Annotated in this window: 21 protein-coding genes; 9 read left to right on the top strand and 12 right to left on the bottom strand. The window is 50.9% G+C overall.

Annotated elements, in window-relative coordinates; all coding sequences use genetic code 11:
• Positions 1–280 precede the first annotated feature (280 nt).
• Both FFS64_RS00375 and FFS64_RS00380 read left to right on the top strand, forming a co-directional pair.
• On the top strand, positions 281–868 hold the full coding sequence (locus tag FFS64_RS00375; RefSeq protein WP_171017034.1) for a hypothetical protein: 588 nt from the start codon (positions 281–283) through the stop codon (positions 866–868).
• A gap of 145 nt (positions 869–1,013) precedes the next feature.
• The gene (locus FFS64_RS00380) at positions 1,014–2,282 is read left to right on the top strand and encodes a hypothetical protein (RefSeq protein WP_137803768.1); all 1,269 of its coding nucleotides are present in this window, start codon (positions 1,014–1,016) and stop codon (positions 2,280–2,282) included.
• Positions 2,283–2,756: 474 nt separating this feature from the next.
• Here the strand turns inward: FFS64_RS00380 and FFS64_RS00385 are convergent, their stop codons facing one another.
• Positions 2,757–3,431: a hypothetical protein gene (locus FFS64_RS00385; RefSeq protein ID WP_137803769.1), complete on the bottom strand. Its 675-nt coding sequence runs from the start codon at positions 3,429–3,431 to the stop codon at positions 2,757–2,759.
• Between the two features lie 190 nt (positions 3,432–3,621).
• Positions 3,622–3,882: a TraK family protein gene (locus tag FFS64_RS00390; RefSeq protein ID WP_137803770.1), complete on the bottom strand. Its 261-nt coding sequence runs from the start codon at positions 3,880–3,882 to the stop codon at positions 3,622–3,624.
• Positions 3,883–4,238: 356 nt separating this feature from the next.
• On the opposite strand from FFS64_RS00390, the gene FFS64_RS00395 reads away from it, so the two are divergent.
• Together FFS64_RS00395 and FFS64_RS31210 are read left to right on the top strand one after the other, a co-directional pair.
• Entirely contained in the window at positions 4,239–4,616 is a 378-nt protein-coding gene (locus FFS64_RS00395) for a CopG family transcriptional regulator (RefSeq protein WP_137803771.1), read from the top strand.
• 224 nt (positions 4,617–4,840) lie between these two features.
• The gene (locus FFS64_RS31210; protein ID WP_171017035.1) at positions 4,841–4,999 is read left to right on the top strand and encodes a hypothetical protein; all 159 of its coding nucleotides are present in this window, start codon (positions 4,841–4,843) and stop codon (positions 4,997–4,999) included.
• 113 nt (positions 5,000–5,112) lie between these two features.
• Here the strand turns inward: FFS64_RS31210 and FFS64_RS00400 are convergent, their stop codons facing one another.
• The 5 genes from FFS64_RS00400 to FFS64_RS00420 form a co-directional block, all read right to left on the bottom strand.
• On the bottom strand, positions 5,113–6,312 hold the full coding sequence (locus FFS64_RS00400; protein WP_137803772.1) for a response regulator: 1,200 nt from the start codon (positions 6,310–6,312) through the stop codon (positions 5,113–5,115).
• Positions 6,302–6,799 (bottom strand): response regulator, encoded by a 498-nt coding sequence (locus tag FFS64_RS00405; RefSeq protein WP_171017036.1) that lies wholly within the window; start codon positions 6,797–6,799, stop codon positions 6,302–6,304. Before FFS64_RS00405 ends, FFS64_RS00400 begins: the two co-directional genes overlap by 11 nt.
• Positions 6,780–10,136 carry a hypothetical protein gene (locus FFS64_RS00410; RefSeq protein WP_137803774.1) on the bottom strand — a complete coding sequence of 1,119 codons (3,357 nt, stop codon included), beginning with the start codon at positions 10,134–10,136 and terminating at the stop codon, positions 6,780–6,782. The genes FFS64_RS00405 and FFS64_RS00410 overlap by 20 nt, the downstream gene beginning before the upstream one ends.
• A 277-nt stretch (positions 10,137–10,413) precedes the next feature.
• Entirely contained in the window at positions 10,414–10,623 is a 210-nt protein-coding gene (locus FFS64_RS00415) for a hypothetical protein (protein ID WP_137803775.1), read from the bottom strand.
• A 270-nt stretch (positions 10,624–10,893) separates the two neighbouring features.
• Positions 10,894–11,889 carry a tyrosine-type recombinase/integrase gene (locus tag FFS64_RS00420; RefSeq protein WP_256660375.1) on the bottom strand — a complete coding sequence of 332 codons (996 nt, stop codon included), beginning with the start codon at positions 11,887–11,889 and terminating at the stop codon, positions 10,894–10,896.
• 167 nt (positions 11,890–12,056) lie between these two features.
• Here FFS64_RS00420 and FFS64_RS00425 point away from each other — a divergent pair, with 167 nt between their 5' ends.
• Both FFS64_RS00425 and FFS64_RS00430 read left to right on the top strand, forming a co-directional pair.
• Positions 12,057–12,701, top strand: coding sequence for an MBL fold metallo-hydrolase (locus tag FFS64_RS00425; protein WP_137803777.1), 645 nt, complete (start codon positions 12,057–12,059; stop codon positions 12,699–12,701).
• A 103-nt stretch (positions 12,702–12,804) separates the two neighbouring features.
• The gene (locus FFS64_RS00430; RefSeq protein ID WP_137803778.1) at positions 12,805–13,533 is read left to right on the top strand and encodes an OmpA family protein; all 729 of its coding nucleotides are present in this window, start codon (positions 12,805–12,807) and stop codon (positions 13,531–13,533) included.
• A 163-nt stretch (positions 13,534–13,696) separates the two neighbouring features.
• Here FFS64_RS00430 and FFS64_RS00435 read toward each other — a convergent pair whose 3' ends face one another.
• Complete coding sequence (locus FFS64_RS00435) at positions 13,697–14,131, bottom strand: YhcB family protein (RefSeq protein WP_047533043.1); 435 nt, start codon at positions 14,129–14,131, stop codon at positions 13,697–13,699.
• Positions 14,132–14,275: 144 nt separating this feature from the next.
• On the opposite strand from FFS64_RS00435, the gene FFS64_RS00440 reads away from it, so the two are divergent.
• The 3 genes from FFS64_RS00440 (at position 14,276) to zapE (ending at position 17,470) form a co-directional block, all read left to right on the top strand.
• A complete protein-coding gene (locus FFS64_RS00440; RefSeq protein ID WP_137804021.1) occupies positions 14,276–14,905 on the top strand; it encodes an alpha/beta hydrolase in 630 nt (209 codons plus the stop codon).
• A 24-nt stretch (positions 14,906–14,929) separates the two neighbouring features.
• The gene (locus FFS64_RS00445; RefSeq protein WP_137803779.1) at positions 14,930–16,285 is read left to right on the top strand and encodes a tryptophan--tRNA ligase; all 1,356 of its coding nucleotides are present in this window, start codon (positions 14,930–14,932) and stop codon (positions 16,283–16,285) included.
• 90 nt (positions 16,286–16,375) lie between these two features.
• The gene (gene zapE, locus FFS64_RS00450; protein ID WP_137803780.1) at positions 16,376–17,470 is read left to right on the top strand and encodes a cell division protein ZapE; all 1,095 of its coding nucleotides are present in this window, start codon (positions 16,376–16,378) and stop codon (positions 17,468–17,470) included.
• 73 nt (positions 17,471–17,543) lie between these two features.
• Here zapE and FFS64_RS00455 read toward each other — a convergent pair whose 3' ends face one another.
• The 4 genes from FFS64_RS00455 to FFS64_RS00470 all read right to left on the bottom strand — a co-directional run bounded on the left by FFS64_RS00455 (position 17,544) and on the right by FFS64_RS00470 (position 22,873).
• Positions 17,544–18,539 carry an asparaginase gene (locus FFS64_RS00455; protein ID WP_137803781.1) on the bottom strand — a complete coding sequence of 332 codons (996 nt, stop codon included), beginning with the start codon at positions 18,537–18,539 and terminating at the stop codon, positions 17,544–17,546.
• Between the two features lie 76 nt (positions 18,540–18,615).
• Positions 18,616–19,815, bottom strand: coding sequence for a threonine/serine exporter family protein (locus FFS64_RS00460; protein ID WP_137803782.1), 1,200 nt, complete (start codon positions 19,813–19,815; stop codon positions 18,616–18,618).
• A gap of 17 nt (positions 19,816–19,832) precedes the next feature.
• Complete coding sequence (locus FFS64_RS00465; protein ID WP_137803783.1) at positions 19,833–20,720, bottom strand: nitrilase family protein; 888 nt, start codon at positions 20,718–20,720, stop codon at positions 19,833–19,835.
• 206 nt (positions 20,721–20,926) lie between these two features.
• Positions 20,927–22,873, bottom strand: a complete 1,947-nt coding sequence (locus tag FFS64_RS00470) for an FAD-dependent oxidoreductase (RefSeq protein ID WP_137803784.1) — start codon at positions 22,871–22,873, stop codon at positions 20,927–20,929.
• Positions 22,874–22,917: the final 44 nt, after the last annotated feature.

Consider the following 22,917-nt stretch of genomic DNA (forward strand, 5'->3'; position numbering starts at 1 on the left):
AACGGTCGTTTAGTGCAATTTTCACAACCATCGATAATGGCCGTTTACGAGGGCACGCTGGCGCGTCACTCGGGAGTATCGGCCTTGCGGTTGCCATCAACGAAATGCTCAAGCGTTGCGCAATGGCTCCGTCGTGGTCCCGTGGCGGGTTGTGAAATGAGGGTTGCCGACAAGGAACAGTTCGACCGCTGCGTGCGCCTCTAGGCTATCATCGCGTTTAAATATGGGAAAAAGCGGCTCGGTACAAAAATTCGCATCTTGGTTCAGATTGGAGAATCCGTTGAGTTCAAAATTTATGTGGTGGGAAAAAACAGTTGAGTACAAATTTGTACTCGATATGACGCGTGACAGGGAGTTAAGTTTTGCTGCTCCCCTGAGTGGTGTTGAAGAGAGAGCAGGCGATAGCGTCTTTGCTCACGACGATAAAGTCGTGCTTGTAGAATTCAAACGTTCAATTGCCGATCTCAAATCAGAATCTAAAAAATTCACCCAAAAGACCGCTGTCGATCAACTTTGCGAACAAGATGGCCATCATTTTTTTATTTATGGCTCAGTTGAAGATGAAATACCGACTTTAAAACTGCATGTGACGACATATTTTTCCAGGCGTGATGTTCCTGAACCGCTAAATCTACTTATGCATGGCGTGAAGACGGATGAGTTTAATAACTATCTCAAACAGTTTTTACGCTTAAAAAAACGGGACGCACGTACCACAGAAGGATCGTCTTCGAGGTCTGTTAAAACTGTAATTGGCGTGTCGCCTAATGGCGCGTGCAGCATTTCTCTCTCGGAATACGTTCGAATTGCGATTCCTGAACTCTATCGAATGCTTGAGGTGGAGCTGGGCGAGTCGTTATCCATCTGAAATAATAAGGAATGCCCAGCGATCTTCGTTAAATCGCCAGGCCTACCATCGAGGCGGTACATCGATCATGCGTGAAAAGACATGTTCGATTCATGACAAAGGCTGAGGCGCCTGTGATTATGGGTGACCCAAGGAGACGTGCAAAATGACCTCTGAGGAGCTTGTATTCGGTTCCGGCCCCGACTTCTCACTGAACGCTTGCGTTGGAGAGAATACGGGCGGCGATGGCGACTATGGATATGTTTTGGGGTTTGCCCAAGCCTCGCTTGTCTTGATTGCTGCGGCCAAGGTGCAATATGGCCATGATTCAGATATTGATGAGCAGACGTTTGTAGCTCAAGACGCACTCATCTATCCCATCTGCTTCAATGCTCGACATCACATTGAGCTGTTTTTAAAGCGCCAAATACAGCGGGTAGCCAAACTGCGCATGTCTCTGTTCAACGAGAAGCTTCTTGGTGAGCATGGGCTTGGCGATTTGTTAAATGAGCTTGCCAGCCTTTGTGTTGTAGCGGATCGAAGGCTGCCTCAGTACCTTCAGCCGCTTCGATCTGCCATTGATGCATTCGCTGGAATTGACCCAACGGGGCAGATTTTCCGATATCACCGGTCCCTCAATAATGAAGTGCATCTCAAGGAGCTGGAACACATTAACCTGGCTCTGCTTGAGCACGCTCTAAAAAAGCTCTTTAGTGGAACCGAAGAGTTTGAGATACAGTTGGATTTGCTAACCTATGAATATAGCCAAGGCACGATAACTGAAAAGCTATCACGGAGTGAGTTAAAACGATTGGCGATGGAGCTACCTCCACGGTCAACATGGGATAAAAGTTCTGATTTTCATCGAGTCAAGCAAGACTTTATGCAAGAATTCGAACTGTCGGGAAAGGCTTTCGCGAGAGCTGTAGACCTGATTCAGGCGCACTATGAGTTTGCTGGGCTTATAGCCCTGGAATTGCCAGTACCTTACGTTGACAAAACCCGATTAAGTAGGCTTGTAGCTCTTGACGCAGATGAGCAACTGTTCGAACAGCTTTCACGACAGGAACTGGGTGTATTAGATGCTATCTTGGAGGTAGGACATCGTGACGTTTTCTCAGAAATGTTCGCGCATAAAATTCGATTGATCGAAGCTGGTGAGTATAGTATCGCGTTTCCGCATGATGTGATCCGAGGGGTTACTATGCATACTCAACGCTTTCGCCAAGGCTTATCGAAACTCGGTCTAAAGACTTTGTTGGTGCAGGTTGATAAAGGCTTGGCTGATCGGAAGAAAGTCTCCAATAAATCGGACGCTGTTGCAGTCGCTGAGTTCAATAACCGGGTGCTAAAGCATTTCCTTGGTACTCTGCCTGTACGACGGCAGTGCAGGCCTATTTTTGGGCACACTCCCGATATTTTGGGTGATGAGTAAATCGGATGCCACTGATCGGACCCCATAGGGGTTGGGTAGAGGGCGGCTTTTGACCATTTGTTGCCTATCGTAAGCGACCCGCTTGGGTCGAATGTAGCCCTTCAGTTGTAGGATTCACCCAAAGCTTCAACACCGCACTCGCTGAAGATATTTGCCCGGAACCGTCTGATCAGTGTGGATGCAAATGACTGGTCAAGACGATGCGATTACCCTTCGGGGTTGCGTTCCGCCTGCTTCGGGGTTGCATTCCGGTCAGTCGGGGTTGCGTTCCGCTTTATCGGGGTTGCGTTCCCCCCGAGATGCTGGAGGCCGTGTAATCCGTGGCGTCCAAAGGAGCAAAATGTTTTCTACCTTTTTTCTACTGTTTAACTACCACCACAATGCTGTGGATAACCTTACTCCTAGGCATCATTCGATGTCATCAGACCTCACGAGCTTGAGGATCGGATCTGGTCAGACACGACTGCCAAAGCGCTAGACCAGCCCGCACTCAATGGGACTAACCCAAGACGGCCTGCTACTGACGCGCTCCTTTTCAATCTTGCTGATTTCTAACTGAATTCCTTCGTAAATCCCCAATTCTGATAGATGCTTTTTTATCTCATCCAATTTGAGTATTTTCGTTAGTTGTCGGTATATTGAGAATGCGCGACCGAAACCATAACCATCGCCAAATCTCCCGTATGGATCTGTTGTAGCTAGATATCTATATGCAGCGATGGTTGATGTAAGAGAAAAAGAGCCATGAACCAAGTAATCCATAAAAACTTTATTTAATGCCTCCTCGGTTGTCGATTGTTCCAAGGTTTTTGAGATGGTTTTTACTATGGTTGAGGTCTGGTAAGCCTCACCCCACAACGCAGACCAGAGATCCTCTGGTCCGCTCCAATAAATATCTTCTGCATTCTGAAAAAGCTGAGAAAGAAGGTTCAATATCTGTGTCGGATGTCTTTTTACATCCCCTCGAAAGTATTTATAGAGTCTGTTCGATTCCACCATATCTGGCCAGCCAAGGCTCTTGGTTTCCTGGCTGATAATACAACTGAGTTGATATGGGCTTGATGCTCCAGCACCCATGCGCAGGTGATTCATAAGTGCGATAGTCCGTAGTTTTATGCGACTCAAATCACCGCTATTTTTAGAATTCATAAATTTATCGTCTCTTAAAAAATTTCTCGGCTAATGAAGCGTAGCAACAGACGAAGTCAGGCACCAAAAGGGATCGGCATGTAGTAGACGGTGACCTGTGTGTGATTTGTTGCGGTACCTTAGAGGGGGGCTGAGGCTTGAGAAATGTTTGTTACACCGTCGATTACACGCAGCTCCCTTTTGGTGTTTATCAAAAATGCTCCGGTGACGTAGTGAGATTTTGATGTTGGCTAGCTGTGATTTTTTTGTAGTCAGGCGTCATGCAGTATCGGGATACATACTTTGTAAATTGGGTATATCCGATACTTAGTTTGGATGCGCTGCTGGCGTATATGTTAATCAGCGTATGGCCTGCATTGATTTGTTTTTGAAAAGTATCCTGCAGCGTAAGGAAGTCAACCTTCCCTTGGCCGCGTCTAGCCTTAGAAATAGGGCTGCTGAAAGTGTCCATATCGTTTCCTGCGTGACAATTTTTTCTATGTTTAACAGGAGAAAAGAAAATTTGGAAGAAGTTAGTTAAAGATTTTTTTGTATATGCGATTTAGTGCGATTTAACGCGATTTAACGCGATTTAATGCGACGCAAAGAAACTTAATGCGATTGATGTCTTAAATTTAACTTGCCGAATTAAATCGCGTAGATTCGCAAACCATATGACGGCAAGATATGTGTTGTACGGGTGCGGGCTTCTCCCTTCCCCTCCCAACACCTTGTCTTACTCGCCTGCGGCTCGACGGAAACTTGCTCTGCTAAGCGCGCCATCGCAGCCGCGTCGAAAGCAATTGCCAAATAGAAAGGAACGGACCCATGATCGACACCGATCCACCAAAAACGAAAGCCCGCCGGCGCGGCAAGCCGATTGAGGTTTGGGTGAACGACGAGGAAAAAGCGCAGATCACTGCACGTGCTGATCAGTCAGGCTTGTCCCGGTCTGGATACTTGCGGGCTGTAGGTTTGAACTACCCCATTCGATCCGTCGTAGACCTGACCGCAGTCGCCGATTTGGCCAAGGTCAATGGGGACCTTGGGCGGGTTGCAGGCTTATTGAAGTTGTGGCTTGCCGAGAAACACGGGCAGGGAGCACAAGCGGTGGATGTGGGTGCCTTGATGGTGGAGTTTCGTGAGTTACAAGGAGAAGTTCGGTCGATAATGAGCAAGGTTGTTTACGAGCGTTCTAAATTCTAAGCTTGAAGGGTTTATAGAGATTACTTTGCATCCATATCAGAGGCGCAGCTACTTTTTTCGACCTTAAGTTCACATTTCAAGCAGAGATTAACTCTATGATAATGCGTTGATTCGTAAGATGTTTTTTGAAATAAACAGGCTGAGATCAAGCGTGGCGAGGCAATCTAGTATGAGTTTCAGGTTTTTAGTATAATATTTATAGTTGAATTATTTTAAGGTGGCTTATGCGCGACAAGTCTCACGATGAAATAATGGGAAGAAATTACCGTGAACGGCCGTCAGAAGCGGTGGCTATGTTCAAAGCCCTGCTCTTTGATGGAGGCGAACTTGGGGAGTGGCGTATTTTTTTTCGCTATGTCCGCCGAGCAGTTTTTAACTACTGAACGCCTGGTTAGCGCAACCAGGCCTCCCGGCCCGGTTACGTAAGGCAAATTAAATATTAATCAGTCTGTTGGTTGAGTTAGTATCGAGGAGTATGTCAAATCGCTTAAAGCTATTACTTGTTTGTTAGTAATTTTTCTGCAATTTTAAGCGAAACTGATGCACTAAAATGACTACAATAGGACTGAATGTTATCTGCCTTGTTTTTGTCAGAAAGATCAGAGACCGCCTTAATACAGATGAACTTTGGTGTGGGTGGTGGCGACATAAATGCAGAGAAATAGACTCCGTAACACTCCATGTCGACTGCAATAGCTTTCCTGTGCTGCATTTTGAAACGGGCATGGAGTTCTGAACTTTCAACTACAGCACTACCAGATACCATTGGCCCCACCAAAATCTGTGGGGTTGCTTCGGGACGATTTCCAACATATGAATTATAAAAGTCATTTGCAGCGCCATTCATGCCTCTTGCCAAAGCAATAAGCTCTGGCGATGCATCTTTTTGATCTGGTGCAGCCTCAAAGCTTCCATCGTGAAGCCATTTTCCTGACTGCCAATCCCAGCTTTTTTCAGCAATTATAAGATCTCCCAATTTAACGGAACTCCCAATGCCTCCACAAATGCCAGTCATAACGATTAAACGTGGTTTGAATTTTTCAATAATTAATCTGGATACAAATGCAGCTGCGACTAGTCCCATTTGTGTTGAATGCGCGCATATCAGATTAAGTCGTTGGCCTCCACTATGATAAACCCCACGCTGAAAAAGGATGCCATTACCTAAAGACTCTTCGACACCCCATTCGATAGGTAAAGCTAGTACGCCAAGTAGTTCTGGATCTCGTAGTGCGGTAATGAAACATATATCGCTGTTGAAATTCTTTTCATTTGCAATCGATGCTTTAATTGACGCGACCAGATGACCAAGCGAAATTCGCCATGCGTCTTTTGCCGCATCATAAAGTAGTATCTGTATCGTTAGTTTTCTAAATTCCTGATCATACTGCGACAGTGCTTGTTCGTCCGCAGTTACTCCTACGATGTTTCGTGGAGGCGGCAAATCCCCATCCTCCATTATTTGGCGTAAAAGATCCAAGCCAGTCTCAGCGGTCTCTTTTGCACCAAATCTAGAAGGGAGAATCAAATCCAAAAGCAATAAATCATAAGCGTGAGAATTGAGCGCCTTGCGAGCATCAACTGAATGCTCCGCACTATCAATATTTTGTTCGGGAACACCAAGCAAAATTAACTCAGCCTTTAAAGAAGTAATCTTGTCTTTGTTGTCATCCACAATCAACACTTTAATCGACATGCTTTGTCTCAATTATATTTTTCAGTGCGCGTTTAAGTTCGTCTCTCCAGGTACCGCGTTGCCCTGAGTAGTGGAAGACTCCAAACAAAATTTCTTGAAACTCCGCAGTTAACTCCTCAATTAACTCTTCAATCCTTTTTGACGTTCCGGCGGACTTGTCAGAAAATTCTTGGTATTGGGTAACAATTATACATCCTGTTGTAGGGGACTCACTTTCTATGAAACGTAGAATTTCTGAGCCTCCAAAACCCTCTGGCTGCCCGCCGCCTTCTTTGTCTACAGCAAAGTCATACGTGGGGAGGGACATGTCTACAATAGCAATATCGAATATGTTGTTTTCGATTGCATTAATAGCCGTGCTCAGTGAGTGAACAGAAACCATTTTGGAACTAGGCAAATATTCTGCAACTAGTTGCTCGATAGCTTTTCGCTTTGGAGAATCATCTTCCACAAGTAGCAATTTTAGATTACTGGTAATAGGCGTCATATGCATCTCCTCGCTTATATAGCGGAATATGGATTGTCACCGAAAAAAGATTCTGCTCATCAATATCAATTTTAAGAGGCTCACACAAACCATCGTCTGCATATCTAGAGATTTTTGCTAACTTCGGGATTCCAGATCCACCTTCAACAGGCACCATTTCTAACGTAGGACCGTTCTCGTATTTCTTTTGTATTTGTGCGAGGCGATCGGTTTTTAGTTCATGAAGTTTCTGATCAGATAGTGGGTTTTTTATCTGAATACGTAACAAGCTACTCACAGGATCAAAAGAAAATGACATGTCAATGTTGTAGCTATCAGAGTCAAAGCCTGAGTGTTTCCATGCGTTTTCGAGAATAATATACAGACAGTCTGAGACAGTCGTTAAACCGTAGGCTGTAAGAGGAACATTCAAGGATTCATTCTTATCCTTTGTGATCCTTGCATTAAATAGCCTGTACACATTTCGCGTGGCTTTGTTGGCAATCTCAATAGTTTCGTCAAGCGTGAATATCCGTTGTTCCAGTTCTTTTTCTGGTAAAAACCAGCTGGCCACCGCATCGCATTGAAGTTGAGTTGCAGTAGACGCTGAGCGAATTGCAGTAAACAGAGGTTCAAACTCATCGCCGAGAACTATTACTTTGTCAATTAATGCATCGAATTCTGCTTGGACTTTTTGTTTGAATTCATAAAGAAAATAATTGCTTATGGTTTCTAGTGAAACTCTAGCGGCGCTCCAAAACGTCTCGAAACAAAACCCAACAAATATGGGTAGGCTGGAAACTTTAGCCGCTTCTGAATAAACCTTGGCCGCTATTGGTTTGTCGAAATAAATCGAAATCTTACCATTAGGTGTCTCTGGAGTTTGGATGCGAATAATTTCTTTGTTGCAATAATCCAACAGTTCCGACATTTTTGAAGAAAATTCGATTACCGAAGTAGCTGCCTTTTGTAGGTGCAGCGGAGAAATGTTAGCGTTGGAATGTAGGTCTATCTCATCTAATGCTTTCGTAGTAAGCAGTAGCCCAGCTTCTTCTAAAGGACCAAGGATAGTGCCCTTCAAAGAACCATGGCGAATTCTTGAGCTTAAATATGAGTTTAGTCCGTCAGCTGGATCAAGTAAGAATCTTTTAAGTAATCGCTCCACGATGCTGATAATTAAAACGTCTTGTTCTGAAGTTACTTCAGCGGATGGGGTTTTCTTGATGGTTTCACCCCCTTGATCAGAAAAGAATTTGGTGATGACTTCTTTTAGAATATTGTCATCCGGCGGAGTGACCTCCGTTCTTCTCCAACGATCATAATCAAGAGCGAGTTCTTTCTCTGCCCACCGGAGAATCGCGGGTTCGTTCACGAATACTCTGGACTCATTAATATGTTTAAGGCCTAACCATAGAGTTTGATGTAGAGTCAGAGATTTGATCTCTTCGGCGTATTCTTTTTCGTTTACGGAGTCTAATGTGAATAATTTTTGAAGCGTCCCTAAGCGCTCGAGGCGAGCCTGCTGGGAAGTCGAAATATCTGTCAGTGATAAGTTTTCTTCAATCCATACGTTTTTGAAAAAGAAACGCAACATTTGTTGGTATAACAATCCTGCTCCAGACCAAGCAGTTTCTAATTGCTCATTCTTCTTATAAACGGCGCGACAAGCCATCCGACAAATATATAAAGTTGATGCGTTGCTCTGAACCATATTTGAGCAAAAAGCTACAATGCCGACAGCAAGAGGGTCTAAGCCGCGAAAATCATTCCATTTCCTCCCCTTGAAAATTAATGGCAAGGTCAGTTCGCTAGAGAATTTCTTCGTTTGAACTATTGCGGATGTTGCGGTATTTACAGCGAGCTCGAGTTGGCCAGAGGTAACTAACAATACTACATATAACTTATTGGCTTGACGCTCCCAGTGCTTGCCAAGCTTATTTAATAGGGGAACTATTTGCTCTGCTTCATCACAACGCTCCTGCTTTACCAGGTTCACACCCAGCCAAAATAGCATCGCACCATTGAGACTTTTTGGAGGCGGACTGTATTTAACTCCATTTAATACATCCAGCAAATATTCGGCTTCAGCTGAATTGGTCTTCTCTCTCAAGCATTGGGCACTAAACTCTTTTAGGTATACAAGCGCATTTTTCGATTCTAGTGCTGAACAATCTTCCAGGCGAAAATAACCATTCTGGAAGTTTATCCATCTATCAATTTTTGGGCTGAGTATGTCATTTTCTGAAATCTTGAATACTAAATTTATCAAAGAGCTACCGAAAGGCAGTGCTTTTAAATTTACTCCAATATGCAATATACGACTAAGGCTTTCTTCGGCATCTGAACCGTTTTCGGAAATGTCTGATAGAAGCTCCACTATACTGTAGGGTAGATCTATATCTACATTCGTCGGGATCTGAGACAGAAGGTTATATATTTGCTGGGATGGTTCTGTGGCTTTGACGATATTGTAGGTGGAGCTTTCCCCTGAGAGGAGAAGTATTTTTTCTAAGCGAACATCTTTAACGCCGCAATCTAAAAGTGCTCGTGCAGCATGCTTAGAGCTCTCGACAGATTCATGCGATAAGTTTTCTATGATGGACGTTGCACATGCATCAACTAATGTCTCGTAACAATCGTAAACTGAGTTTAAGACGTCAACGCTCAAGCATGACGCAAGTCCTTCTTCCAAACCGTCGTCTAGCTGTGTGACGGCCCTAAATGAAAGGTAGTGCCGTAGTGACGTTGGTTTTACATTGGAAAAAATTTCTTTCCACTTTGAGAAAAATGCATCTACAGAGTAGTTGTCATCATTCCGATCCAGGAGACATGCAAAAAAAAGTGCCGCTATTCTCGGCGTGGCTTTTTTCGTCAGGGCTTCCGTAACTTCTTTGAGCTTATCGAAACCGCCCGAAGCCTTTACAAGAAAAAAATATAGCTCCGTTGCCCAGACGCTCCAGCCGTTTGACTCGATGAAATTTGTAATTTCACTGAGTGCTTCTTCAAATTCAGAGCGTAATATATGCCCTTCGATTAATTTGGCGAAAGATAAAAAATTATTTAACAATTTTGCATGCTGTGAAAGCCATGCCGTTGAAAACATGATTTCGCGGGACAACGTTAGAGTTTCTACGTTGGACTGATACAAGAGCTCAGTAAAGTTACGGCGCCCCCCACTCATAAAGTATCTTGCTTTCAGTGGTGCAGTGCTTTTAAAAACATCTACAAACGATGTGTATTTCTGGATTGGGGTTCTTTTTCTCATCTCCCCAAGTTTAATCACAGTGCTTCTGTAGCCCTTTGAACTAGCTATTCCGCGCAGTTCTTTTCTCAAGTTGCTTTCAAATTGACCACTCATACAAATAATCCATTATTGTAATTACATAAATTAAAGTTCGCAGTGAGGGCAATTTATCGCTGCTAACAAAATACTTTTCTGTCTTAATTATATACGCATTGCGTGCAAACCTAGCTGTGCAATCTGACTATTATATGGGTGTCTCCAATAGATTGAGGCTATTGTGATGGTGGCTTGCTCTTTTAAATGAGGCAGAGCGTGAGCATGGGGCTAGCTGAGCCATTACCGCCTGCGAACTCATGCGCGTCTACTAATAACTGCTTTTTGCAGGTTTCAATCACTCCGGTGTCATCATTACCGCGAGGGTCATTTTTATAAACTCTTCATTTCGGTCTATCGCAGTGAGGGCGCCGCGAACATTCTCAGCTACTTCAGCCGATCCGCGTTTTTCTACCCAGTTTGAAAGCTCCATAATGGCAGCCTCCAGTGCAAGTTGGTTTTCATTGATCTTGAACAGCAGGCTAGGTAGTAGATCTGAGTGTGCCATTTTGTTTCCTCTGTGGAGAAAGGAAAGGGTAGCAGTGTGCTGTATCGATGGGTCAAAGCCACGACCTAAAGCAAAAATTAAGGAAAGCCATCAAATCCCTGCCATGAGTACTCGTTGAGCGATTGGACCTTTGGGACCATCAGGGGAGGCTTAAGTTGGCAGAATTGCGGCTTCGGATGGGATGTCCACTTTTGAGCGTTTTCTACCTGTCGGGGTTGATGGGAAATCACCAACTGTCCCCCTTAAATGAAGGTTCTTTCTCATCTAGTGCTAAGTCAATTTCTTAGCTAAATCTTCAGTTTTAGGGTGGTAGTAACGCATGAGCATGCGCGTGTCCTGATGGCCGGTGATCTTAGTCAACTCATGCAGAGGAAAGATTTCGGCTAAACGGGAGGTGGCCTCGTGGCGCAGGTCGTGGAATCGCAAGTCCATTAGGAACGGATCAGCGCTAATGCACATGTCGATCTTATCCTGGGGGATTTTTTTCTGTTTGAGATGAAGGGATAGACCTTCTGCGTAGGCGTTGCGCGCGTCGCCGATTGCATCCGCGAATGCTTTGGTGATTGAGTCGGGCCGGCTTTTAAAACAGCGACCATCGTCTCGCTCGGCAAGACTATTCAAAATTTCTACTGCCTTGCTAGACAGGGGCACTCCACGGGAAGAGCCGTTCTTGGTCATTGGCAGCAAAGCAACTCGCTTGTCTAAATTGACGTTGGTGCTTTTTAAGCCAGTTATTTCACTTCGACGCATCGCCGTTTCCACTGCGAAGGTCATAATTTTTGGTAGCTCGGTTGAGCGGGAGTAGCGGCAAATAATTTCGAGCTCATCTAAGTGTTCGTATATGAGCGTCCCACCCTTCAGCATCCACACATCTGCACTCAGAATTCGTCGGGCACGGGCGTCGTCAACGCTTGGTTGGCGGATGAGTTCGACCGGGTTGCTAAGAGATTCCATGCGCCACTCTTTACGGGCGATGGTGAATATGTGAGAGATCAGAGCCAGCTCGCGGCGTACGGTGGCAGGAGCTAGACCTTCTTCGAGGCGCGTATCGCGGTATCTCGCCATATCGGAGCCGCGGATGCTGGCAAGCGATCTCAGAGCCAATGGGTGACGTTGCATGGCTTGAATGCGCGATAGCTCTGAAGCGCTACTTCGCTTTTGGCTGGTCACTTCTTTGGCGTACAGCTCTAGGGCGTTGGCGAAGGAGGTTGCCTCCGCCTCGCTACGACTGACGAATACTCCAGCGTCCATTTCACGCTCAATCATCGTCGCCCAGGTTTTTGCTTCGGCTTGGGTATTGAATGTGCGTGTCTGTTGGGGCCACCCTTTACGTCTGATTTGAGCGTGCCATTGGTGGGGGCCTTTCTTCCTAAACGTCGCCATCGCTTTTCGCACTGTGCCAAAAATGTGCCATTAACTTTACAGGAACACCCATGGAAGCCGCAAAGCCTGCGCTAATACGAGAAACCTTCCCCGTTGGCCCTTTGCAGTGCAACTGCACGATCATCGGCGATCCGATCACGAAAAAGGCCATCGTCGTCGATCCGGGTGGCAATCACGAGCTGATACTCGCGCGACTGGATGCCTTGGGCCTGAAAGTGGTCAGCATCATTCATACCCATGCACACCTCGATCATTTCCTGGCGTCCGGCCAGTTGAAGGAAAAAACCGGCGCCACATTGCACTTGCACAAGGAAGATCAGTTCCTCTGGGACAATCTGGAAATGCAGTGCCAGATGTTCGGTGTTCCCTATACGCCGGTGCCATCGCCGGATCGCTGGTTGGCCGATGATGAGGAGCTGGCGTGCGGTTGTGGCGTGGCGTTGCACACACCGGGTCATACGCCGGGTTCCATGAGCTTCTGGTTTTCGGATGCCAAGCTGCTGATTGCCGGTGACACCCTGTTTCGTCGCGGGGTGGGGCGCACGGATTTGTGGGGTGGCGATCAGGCGACCATCGTGCGTTCGATCAAGCAGCGGCTGTACACACTCGACGAAGAGGCGACGGTGGTGGCGGGACATGGTCCCGACACCCGTCTGGGAGATGAGATGCGCGAAAATCCTTTTGTGCGGGCCTGATTTGTAACGCGCGGAATTTTCATCCGCCGAAACGATCCAACGCCCGCAAAGGTTCGATGCTTACGTCCGTTGCACCACAAAATGTAAAAAGTAGGAGCACTTCATGTTCACCAAACGTCGTTTGATTATTGTGGCTACTGCCGTAGCACTATTGTCCGGTTGCGCATCGCCCAACGCTTACGACAATCAGGGCCAGGCCGATAGCGGCTCCACGGGCATGAGCAAAACCGCCAAATACGGCGGCCTCGGCGCATTGGCCGGCGCCCTGGCGGGTGCCGCCATCGACCACAACAACCGTGGCAAAGGCGCGCTGATCGGCGCTGCGGTAGTGGGGGCTTCTGCCGCCGGTTACGGCTACTATGCCGACCAGCAGGAGAAAAAACTGCGTGCCAGCATGGCCAACACCGGCGTTGAAGTTCAGCGCCAGGGCGATCAGATCAAGCTGATCATGCCGGGCAACATCACGTTCGCCACCGATTCCTCGAACATCGCTTCCAGTTTTTACCAGCCGCTGAATAACCTGGCCGGCTCGCTGAAAGAATTCAACCAGAACCAGATCGAAATCGTCGGCTACACCGACAGCACCGGCAGCCGTCAACACAACATGGACCTGTCCCAGCGTCGGGCCCAGAGTGTTGCGACATACCTGACCTCGCAAGGTGTCAGCGGTGCCAACCTGAGCGCCCGTGGAGCCGGCCCGGATAACCCGGTTGCCAGCAACGCAGACGTCAATGGCCGCGCGCAGAACCGCCGTGTCGAGGTCAACCTCAAGGCGATTCCTGGCCAGCAGTATGGCGGCCAGCAACAAGGCGACGTTCAGCAATTCCCTTGATCGTCTGACTGAGCCCCAGGCGTAAAAAAGCCCGATTCTCAACCGATCGGGCTTTTTTATCGTCAGTTCTGGCCTCTTCGCGGGCATCAGAGATGTTGGATCAGAAACAAAAAAACCTCGGACAATCACTTGTCCGAGGTTTTTTGTGTCGCGCGAAGTCTAATTACTTCTTCAGGCCGTAATGCTCATCGAGCATGCCCGGGGCGTTCGGGGCTTTGGGGGCGTAGTCGCGCGGTGGTTCCTGATTGCGCGGTGGCGTCAGGCGTTCCCGTGGAGCCTGCGCCGCGTCGGCGTGCAGGGAGGCCAGCAAGCGTTGACGGGTCTGCTCGTCCAGGGCCAGGCGGTTGGCACCCTCGGCGAGATGATCCTGCACTTCCTGATAGCTCTGAGTCAGTTTCTTGACCAGTGTCGCAGTGCTGTTGAAGTGGGTCACCACCTCGTTCTGATAACTGTCGAAACGTTCCTGAATATCGTCCAGCTGACGTTGCGTGCTGCTAGGCGCGGCATTCGGCGCAAGGCGAGCGATCAGGAATCCAATGGCGACACCCACAACCAGGGCAAGAGTCGGCAACAACCAAACTAAGAGCGAGTGTTCCACGAGTCCTTCCTCTATAAACGGCTTTGCTTTACGTTAACGGCTCGAACCTGCGCTGTATACCGCGATTCACTCGCAATAGACAGCTACAGACAATTTGCTAGACGAGTCGACCCGATTCGAGGTCACGGAGTTCCTTCCTTGCTTATGCGTGAAACCCCTGTAGTGATTGACGGCCCGGTCGGGCAATTGGAAGCGCTTTACCTTGAAAATGAGCAGCCGCGCGGCCTGGCGCTGATCTGCCATCCGAACCCGGTGCAGGGCGGCACCATGCTCAATAAAGTAGTCTCGACCCTGCAGCGCACCGCTCGCGATGCCGGTTTGATCACGCTGCGTTTCAACTACCGCGGCGTCGGTGCCAGCGAAGGTACCCACGACATGGGCACCGGCGAAGTCGATGATGCCCAGGCCGTGGCCGAGTGGTTTCGGGCCAGACACCCGGACTTGCCCCTGACCCTGTTCGGTTTCTCCTTCGGCGGTTTTGTTGCGGCAAGTCTCGGCGGACGCCTGGAAGCGCAAGGCGAGCAGCTCAAACATCTGTTCATGGTCGCGCCGGCCGTCATGCGCCTGGGGGATCAGGATCAACTGCCGCAACACGGCGAACTGACCCTGATCCAGCCGGAAACCGACGAAGTCATCGATCCGCAAGTCGTTTACCAGTGGTCCGACAAGCTCGAACGTCCCCATGAGCTGCTGAAAGTGGCAGAATGCGGACACTTTTTTCATGGCAAGCTGACCGATCTCAAGGATCTGATCCTGCCGCGCCTCTCGAATTAATTGCAGTCTGACAAGCGATTACCCATGACGACTCGTACCCGTATCCTCACCGGCATCACCACCACCGGCACGCCGCACCTGGGCAACTACGCCGGTGCCATCCGCCCGGCGATCGTCGCCAGCCGTGACAGCAATGCCGATTCGTTCTATTTCCTGGCCGACTACCACGCCCTGATCAAATGCGATGACCCGCTGCGCATCCAGCGCTCGCGCCTGGAGATCGCCGCGACCTGGCTGGCCGGTGGCCTGGATGTGGACCGCGTGACCTTCTACCGCCAGTCCGACATCCCGGAAATTCCCGAGCTGACCTGGCTGCTGACTTGCGTTGCGGCCAAGGGCCTGCTCAATCGCGCGCACGCCTACAAGGCTTCGGTGGACAAGAACGTCGAGACCGGCGAAGACCCGGACGCCGGCATAACCATGGGGTTGTACAGCTACCCGGTGCTGATGGCTGCGGACATCCTGATGTTCAATGCGCACAAGGTGCCGGTCGGTCGTGACCAGATCCAGCACGTGGAAATGGCGCGGGACATCGGCCAGCGCTTCAACCATCTGTTTGGCCGGGGCAAAGAGTTCTTCACCATGCCCGAGGCATTGATCGAAGAAAGCGTGGCAACGCTGCCGGGCCTCGACGGTCGCAAGATGTCGAAGAGCTACGACAACACCATTCCGCTGTTCAGCAGCGCCAAAGAGATGAAGGACGCGATTTCGCGGATCGTCACCGACTCCCGCGCGCCGGGCGAAGCGAAAGATCCGGACAATTCGCACCTGTTCACCCTGTTCCAGGCATTTGCCACTCCGGCACAGTCCGACGAGTTCCGCAGCGAATTGTTGCAGGGCCTGGGTTGGGGTGAGGCGAAGAATCGCCTGTTCCAATTGCTGGACAATGAATTGGGTGAGTCTCGCGAACGTTATCACCAGTTGATCGAGCGCCCGGCGGATCTGGAAGACATCCTGCAGCACGGTGCGAAAAAGGCCCGTGCGGTGGCGACGCCGTTCCTCAACGAACTGCGCGAGGCTGTTGGCCTGCGTTCTTTCGTTGCCCAGGCGCAGGTGGCGACCACCACCAAGAAGAAAGCCGCGAAGGCCGCGCGCTTTGTCAGCTTCCGCGAAGACGATGGCAGTTTCCGCTTCCGCCTGCTGGCCGCCGATGGCGAGCAACTGCTGCTGTCGCGCAACTTCGCCGATGGCAAAACCGCCGGACAAGTGACCAAGCAGCTGCAATCGGGTCAAGCTCTGGACGTGCGCAGTGAAGCCCTGAGCTTCAGCGTCTGGCTGGAAGGCGAGTGCGTTGCCGATAGCCCCGCGTTCGCTGACAGCGCCGCTCGGGACGCTGCGGTAGAGGCGCTGCGAATCGCTCTGACGCCGGTTCAGGAATAATCCACGGCTCGGTCCTACCAAGGGCCGATTGCCATTCCCACGGGCCATCGCTACAGTGTCGGCCCGTTTTTGTTGCCTTGCTAACGAATTATGACGCCCCTAGAACGATATCAAGCTGATCTGAAACGCCCGGAATTCTTCCATGACGCCGCGCAGGAAACGGCTGTGCGTCATTTGCAGCGCCTGTACGACGACCTGGTCGCGGCCGAGCAGAACAAACCGGGCCTGCTGGGCAAACTGTTTGGCAAGAAGGATCAGGCGCCGGTCAAGGGCCTGTACTTCTGGGGCGGCGTAGGTCGCGGCAAGACATACCTGGTCGACACCTTCTTCGAAGCGCTGCCGTTCAAGGACAAGTCCCGTACTCACTTCCACCGCTTCATGAAGCGCGTGCACGAAGAAATGAAGACCCTGGGCGGCGAGAAAAACCCGCTGACCATCATCGCCAAGCGCTTCGCCACCGAAGCACGGGTGATCTGCTTCGATGAGTTCTTCGTCTCCGATATCACCGACGCCATGATCCTCGGCACGCTGATGGAAGAGTTGTTCAAGAACGGTGTAACCCTGGTCGCCACTTCGAACATCGTGCCGGACGGCCTGTACAAGGACGGCCTGCAACGCGCGCGCTTCCTGCCCGCCATTGCGCTGATCAAGCAGAACACCGAGATCGTCAACGTCGACAGCGGCGTCGATTATCGCCTGCGTCACCTCGAACAAGCCGAGCTGTTCCATTTCCCGCTCGACGAAGCATCCCACGAAAGCCTGCGCAAAAGCTTCCGCGCGCTGACCCCGGAATGCACGGCAGCGATCGAAAACGATGTGCTGATGATCGAGAACCGCGAAATCCGTGCCTTGCGCACTTGCGATGACGTGGCCTGGTTCGAGTTCCGCGAGCTCTGCGACGGCCCGCGCAGCCAGAACGACTACATCGAACTGGGTAAGATCTTCCACGCCGTGCTGCTCAGCGGTGTCGAGCAGATGAGCGTCACCACCGACGACATCGCCCGACGCTTCATCAACATGGTCGACGAGTTCTACGACCGTAACGTGAAACTGATCATTTCTGCTGAAGTCGAACTCAAGGATCTCTACACCGGTGGACGCCTGAACTTCGAGTTCCAGCGCACGCTCAGTCGTCTGCTGGAAATGCAGTCCCACGAATTCCTGTCTCGGGCGCACAAGCCGTAACAAAGTTCGGTAAATGAAAAGGCCTGCATAGCAGGCCTTTTTTATGACATCACCGCTCCCAGAGGGCTTTGTGTCAGTGTTGAGGATCGATGCCACTGCCAAGATACCGCGCCAACTCATCTAGTCGTTGGCAGCCAAGAAGCAACCACAGCAGAATCCTTGCCTTGCGCGGACAAAGAAAGCCCGCCATCCACGCGCCCTTGCGGATTAAATCCATCTCACCACCGCTAAAGCCGTAAGAGGCGAGTGCGGTGGAGCCGGAACCGGTTCGGGTCGCAATGATCACAGGGATGCTTTCGCAGAGATGCTCAATCACCGTCGCCCAACTCTGCGAGACATGGCCGGCGCCGAAACCACCAATCACCAGCCCGTCGTAACCAAGTGTCAGGACATTCTCCAGTAGCAGGGTGTCGGCTGAAAGTGATGTCTCAAGCATCGCAACCTTCTGTGTGGTCTGTTGCGGCCAGGGTAAAACCGTGCGTGGTCGCGGTGGGTGCAGGTAGCGAACGTGGTTTTCCAGCAGCAGGCCTGCGGGTCCGACGATCGGAGAGGAAAACGCCTGCAACGCCAGTGAGTCCACTTTACGTACGCTACAGGCTTGATGAATCTGTCCGTTCATCACCACCTGAACACCACGTTGTCTGCTGCTCTCCGCCAGGGCGACGCGGCAGGCATCCAGCAGATTCGCCGGGCCGTCGGCCCCCGGCTGTGCTGCCGAACGCATGGCACCCGTCAGTATCAAGGGGATGTCATGGGGCCACAAGTAATCAAAGAACACTGCGGCTTCTTCGAGTGTGTCGGTCCCTTGAATGACCACGATACCGCCAGCGCCGTGCTCGACCTGAAACTTCGCCCAGGACAGCACTCTCAGCAAGAATTCGAAATCCAGAGAAGCACTGGGCAGCATGCCGAGGGTTTCTACGGTCACTTGGGCCAGCGTCGTCAGTTCCGGTATGGAGGCCAGCAGGGCTTCACCGCTGACGGTCGGGATTACACCTTCACCGGCATGCCTTGCTTGCATGCTGACCGTGCCGCCGAGCGCTGCGATGGCCAGTTTGGGCAGGTCCATGTCATACCTCACTTGTTTGGATGAAAAGAGGCTGCATCAGGTTTCAGGTCGCGATGCAGCCAAATGGCGGAGTGCGTCAGTTCGCTATCAGGTACCCGATCAGAGGGACGATGAGTAACGTGCTGATTGCCATCGACAGGACATTGGCGATGTAGGCGTGCATGTCGACCGGTAATCTTTTGGCAATCGCACTCGCCAGAGGTGGTGCGAGCAATGCTCCCAGCAGCGCGCTGGAAATGATGATCTGCCAACTGCCCCCATAGGCCAGGATCGCAGCGGGCACCACTGATACCAAGGGGATGTAGGTGGGGTACCAGCCGCAGATCATCCATTGTCGACGCCAGATCAGCACACCGATGGCTGATGTCAATGCCTGTGCACCGATGATATGCAGCAGCAGGTCCGACCCGTACGCCGGGCTCAGGGGATTCAAGCTGTACGCCAGCAATGCACCCACTAACAAGCCCAAACTGGCCAGCTCGTTGCCAAAGAACGGTGCTTCGGAGAAGTCCGCCAAAACCCGACGCATGGCCCAGACGACGCCATAGTCGGGGACCTTGATAACAGGGGCGGGCGTGGGGGCGGGGGGCGTCTCGGATTGCCCGGACCTCACCAGGCTCGGACAGTAGCGGCAGAGCAGAAACGCCACGACGCTGGCAACCGCCATGCCCAGCACATTGCCGATCACTGCTGGCAAGGCCAATGGGTTACACACGTAGTTGACGATCAGCAAACACATCGGAGTGACGAATACAGCCCCCATGATTGCGCCGTTGATGGTGACCTTCCAGCCACCGCCAAACATCAGCACCATCGCCGCAGGCAGGGAGACGAACGCGGCAAACGTGGGTTGCCAGCTATCAGCCGTCACCGTCCAGCCCCACATCAAGTTACTCAGCAGCAGCCCGAGCAACGAACTGGTGATCAGCCACGGCCACAATCCAGTCCCATAGGAAATGGCAAACCCTTGCCAGGATTTTGCTGTTCTGTTTGCCCAATAAGCCAAATAGGCCCCTGCCAAAAGACCGATCGAGGCGAACTCGTGTTTGTAGAAAGCCACTTCACTGATGTCGCCCAGAACCCAGCGCAACCATGCACTTGGCTCGGGTAGCCCCGACACCATGTCGCTGTAACTCGGCCAATGAGCGGACCATAAGGAACGGTTAGTGAATGAAAGCCAAATAATCAACAACGTCGCGCCGACCATCAGCAAGACGACTGCTGTATCAAATGGTGTTCTGCGGACTGGCTGTGCTTTGTCGGATGTGATTTCCATAAGTTCTGCTCCCTCAATCAGCGCGGGAGGCAGGAATGCTGGGTATAGCCAAGCATCTGATCGTAAAGATCGGCTCGGCGATCGCGATGCAGGTCGTTCAGATTGTTCCAGATGGGCGCGCTGCGGGAGCTGGTCAGGTCGATATCGGCAAACAGGATTTCCTGCTTGTCTGCCGAAGCCACGGCACCCATGGGCCAGCCATTGGTCCCGGCTATCAACGAGCAACCCAGGTAGCGCGCGCCGCGCTCCTCGCCGATCCGGCTGGCGGCGGCGATAAACACGTTGTTGACATGAGCGGCAGTCATCGTCAAATACGAAGCCATGCACTTACCGGCATCATCGAATAACGGCGGCGGTGTCCAGACCCAGTTGTTCAGGCTGCAAATGATGTCCGCGCCTTGCTGGCTGAGGATTCGCGGGACCTCCGGGAACCAGATGTCCCAGCAGATCAACAGCCCGATGCGGCCAATGGGGGTTTCAAAAACCGGGAAGCCCAAATCGCCCGGTGTGAAACAGAGCTTTTCCAGGTTCCACAGGTGGGCTTTACGGTATTTGCCGATGAAACCGTCGGGACCCAGCAGAACGCCGGTGTTGAAGAGCCGCATGCCGTCGCGCTCCACCAGGCCGGCTACGAGGTAGACGTTGTGCTTGCGGGCGAATTCGCTCCAGGCCTGCACGCTTGGCCCGTCGGGAACAGGCTCTGCATGGGCGAAAGCGTCCTGCCGATTGCTGAAGAAATAGCCGGTATTGGAGAGCTCGGGCAGAACGATGAGATTCGCACCGCCGTTTACCGCTTCAAGTGCCAATTCCAGGCTGCGACGCAGGTTACCTTGACATTTTTCGATGCCGACTTGTGGATCGAATTGCACAACTGCTACACGAACTGGGCTTGTTGGCTCGCTCATTCTAACGACCTCTTCTTATTGTGTTGCACGCTGTTTAATGACGTCGTCATAAGAGGGGAATCAGGAATCTGGCGAAAGTCAGCTACTTCCTTTTAGCTCGTAGTCCATTTCCCAAGATGGATGAGCGAGATGATCGGCTGCACTGTGTAGCAGGCACGGAAGGAGGAGCCATGGATAATGTCCATGGCTCTGAAATGGGTGGGCAGTCAGGTTTTGAGTTGGTAGTGCGGGTAATCACTCATGGAAAACCCGCCATTGAAGGTCGCAGCGGTTTTGTTACAGATATGAATGACCGCATCAATGGCTCCGCGAAAACACGGCTCCGTCCAGCCGGCATCGACGGAAAATGATTCACCGGACAAATACAGACCTGATATATGCGCATAGTCCCGGTTGTACTTCATCAGGCCGACGGCATCGTAGTAGGTGCCAGGTCGGTATAATTTTGCACAACCCAAGGCATTTTTATCGGTTATCCATCGTTGGACTACAGCTTGATCAATACCTATATAGGGGGAAATTCTTTCCTGGATATTGGTTGCGTTCATGAGGATGCGATCCAGCTCTTTAGCGCATCTGCTTACCAGTTCTTTATCGGTGAAAGTGGCGAGTTTGGTGGCATCGTCTTCCCATGTGTAACTTAGAAGGATGCAGTCATAGCTGTAGTTATCATTGTAACGGTAGGTGTAAACGTCATGGATAAAGCTGTCGGTGACAATGACTTGCGGGATTTTGGTGTTTTTCGAAAGAAATGATTTTTTTAACGGCGCGAAGACCTTGCAGCTGGTTTCCCAGTGCGCCGTTTTGTAAGCATTGATTGTCTCGAAAGGCAGCATCTCCTGATTGAAGTTTTCGAGCTTGATCCGAGTTTCGATCAGCCAGGAAGGGAGCGTTACGATGACCGAATCAAAGTCATCGAAGCGCTCTTGGGTTTGTTCGGGTTGGCTGTGTTTCCAATTGAAGTACACCCGTATTTTTTGGTTACTCAGTTTCTTAAGTTTGGTAACTGATGAGTCGGTGAGTAGCCCGTTGTTCCTTTCGCGGCTGTTTTCATAGACGGACTTGCCGGTTTGGTCGATGTCCATGAACATCAGGCATTCATCCAAAGCAGCGAGCCCAACGTAGCGAGGTCTGTCGAAACTCAGCCCCATCGAGTCAAAAACGGCTTCGCTGTTCAAGTGGGGAGAGTCCAGCGGGTCGCCCTTCGGGTCCACCCGACCATGTATCAGTTGCAGTTGGCTGCTGAATCCAAAAATGGCCGTACGCAAGGGATAAAGGGAACAGACATCATAAAAGGCTCCCCAACTGCCATCACCAATGCCTATCGCGTAGAAAATAGCCGACTCCTCGGCGGACATGCCCATACCGCCAAAATCACCGGGCGACCCTCTGTCCCAAGCTTGCAAGGCCGGCATACTGACCAGATCTCGAAATGAAACACTCTGATACTTGTCGACGATTGCGGCCCACATCGCCTCCCATTCGGGGCTGGCGTAAACCTCGGCGACGTGCCGGGTCATACGATCGGCAAAGGCTTTCCACTTGGCGTAGACCTTTTGAAGTTCTTCGCCGGGAGGAGGGGTCAAGCCATCCTGGTTTTTCCAGATCAACATTTGCGGTGCCGATCCACCGCCCACACTGCCTTCGCGAAGATAGATGCCTGTCGAGCTGACCCATTGGCTTCCTGGGTTGGCAAAGTCGGATAACACCAAGTCAAACGTTTTGGCGTAGTACGCCATCAGCGAACGGCCTTCTGTCGGTGCCTCGTCAGCCCGGTTGAAGAAGGGCATCCGCATGGCGCCCATTTCAAACGGTGTATGAGCCGCTGTGGAGTTTCGACTGCCAGGAACGGTCAGGTGCCTGCCGCCTATACGTCTGGATTGTTCGATTAGGGTGATATTGGTGAAGCCGCAACGATAAAGTTCTCTAGCGGCAGTCAGTCCTGTCACCCCGGCGCCGATGATGCAGATACTGTGCTGTGGGTCAGTTGCCCTTGCAATGCCATTTTCCTGTTCGACCAGCATTCGATAGTCAAAGCACAAGTCTGGTGGATTCGGGAAACGTGCTGCCCATTTGTTTGCAGTCGAGCGCTTCGTTCGAGCGCCATCGCGGGATACATATGAAGGGTAGTTGTAGCTTGATCCGATAGTCACTGTTGATCTTCCCTGATTAACTGATGGTATTTGCAGGGAAACAG

It is taken from the genome of Pseudomonas sp. G(2018) (assembly GCF_005502415.1).
Classification (GTDB): domain Bacteria; phylum Pseudomonadota; class Gammaproteobacteria; order Pseudomonadales; family Pseudomonadaceae; genus Aquipseudomonas.

Excerpts from the sequence above, each read along its gene's own strand:
- FFS64_RS00380 (WP_137803768.1), top strand. The coding sequence starts at position 1,014 with ATGACCTCTGAGGAGCTTGTATTCGGTTCCGGCCCCGACTTCTCACTG.
- FFS64_RS00385 (WP_137803769.1), bottom strand. The coding sequence starts at position 3,431 with ATGAATTCTAAAAATAGCGGTGATTTGAGTCGCATAAAACTACGGACT.
- FFS64_RS00390 (WP_137803770.1), bottom strand. The coding sequence starts at position 3,882 with ATGGACACTTTCAGCAGCCCTATTTCTAAGGCTAGACGCGGCCAAGGG.
- FFS64_RS00395 (WP_137803771.1), top strand. The coding sequence starts at position 4,239 with ATGATCGACACCGATCCACCAAAAACGAAAGCCCGCCGGCGCGGCAAG.
- FFS64_RS31210 (WP_171017035.1), top strand. The coding sequence starts at position 4,841 with ATGCGCGACAAGTCTCACGATGAAATAATGGGAAGAAATTACCGTGAA.
- FFS64_RS00400 (WP_137803772.1), bottom strand. The coding sequence starts at position 6,312 with ATGTCGATTAAAGTGTTGATTGTGGATGACAACAAAGACAAGATTACT.
- FFS64_RS00405 (WP_171017036.1), bottom strand. The coding sequence starts at position 6,799 with ATGACGCCTATTACCAGTAATCTAAAATTGCTACTTGTGGAAGATGAT.
- FFS64_RS00410 (WP_137803774.1), bottom strand. The coding sequence starts at position 10,136 with ATGAGTGGTCAATTTGAAAGCAACTTGAGAAAAGAACTGCGCGGAATA.
- FFS64_RS00415 (WP_137803775.1), bottom strand. The coding sequence starts at position 10,623 with ATGGCACACTCAGATCTACTACCTAGCCTGCTGTTCAAGATCAATGAA.
- FFS64_RS00420 (WP_256660375.1), bottom strand. The coding sequence starts at position 11,889 with ATGATTGAGCGTGAAATGGACGCTGGAGTATTCGTCAGTCGTAGCGAG.
- FFS64_RS00425 (WP_137803777.1), top strand. The coding sequence starts at position 12,057 with ATGGAAGCCGCAAAGCCTGCGCTAATACGAGAAACCTTCCCCGTTGGC.
- FFS64_RS00430 (WP_137803778.1), top strand. The coding sequence starts at position 12,805 with ATGTTCACCAAACGTCGTTTGATTATTGTGGCTACTGCCGTAGCACTA.
- FFS64_RS00440 (WP_137804021.1), top strand. The coding sequence starts at position 14,276 with ATGCGTGAAACCCCTGTAGTGATTGACGGCCCGGTCGGGCAATTGGAA.
- FFS64_RS00445 (WP_137803779.1), top strand. The coding sequence starts at position 14,930 with ATGACGACTCGTACCCGTATCCTCACCGGCATCACCACCACCGGCACG.
- zapE (WP_137803780.1), top strand. The coding sequence starts at position 16,376 with ATGACGCCCCTAGAACGATATCAAGCTGATCTGAAACGCCCGGAATTC.
- FFS64_RS00455 (WP_137803781.1), bottom strand. The coding sequence starts at position 18,539 with ATGGACCTGCCCAAACTGGCCATCGCAGCGCTCGGCGGCACGGTCAGC.
- FFS64_RS00460 (WP_137803782.1), bottom strand. The coding sequence starts at position 19,815 with ATGGAAATCACATCCGACAAAGCACAGCCAGTCCGCAGAACACCATTT.
- FFS64_RS00465 (WP_137803783.1), bottom strand. The coding sequence starts at position 20,720 with ATGAGCGAGCCAACAAGCCCAGTTCGTGTAGCAGTTGTGCAATTCGAT.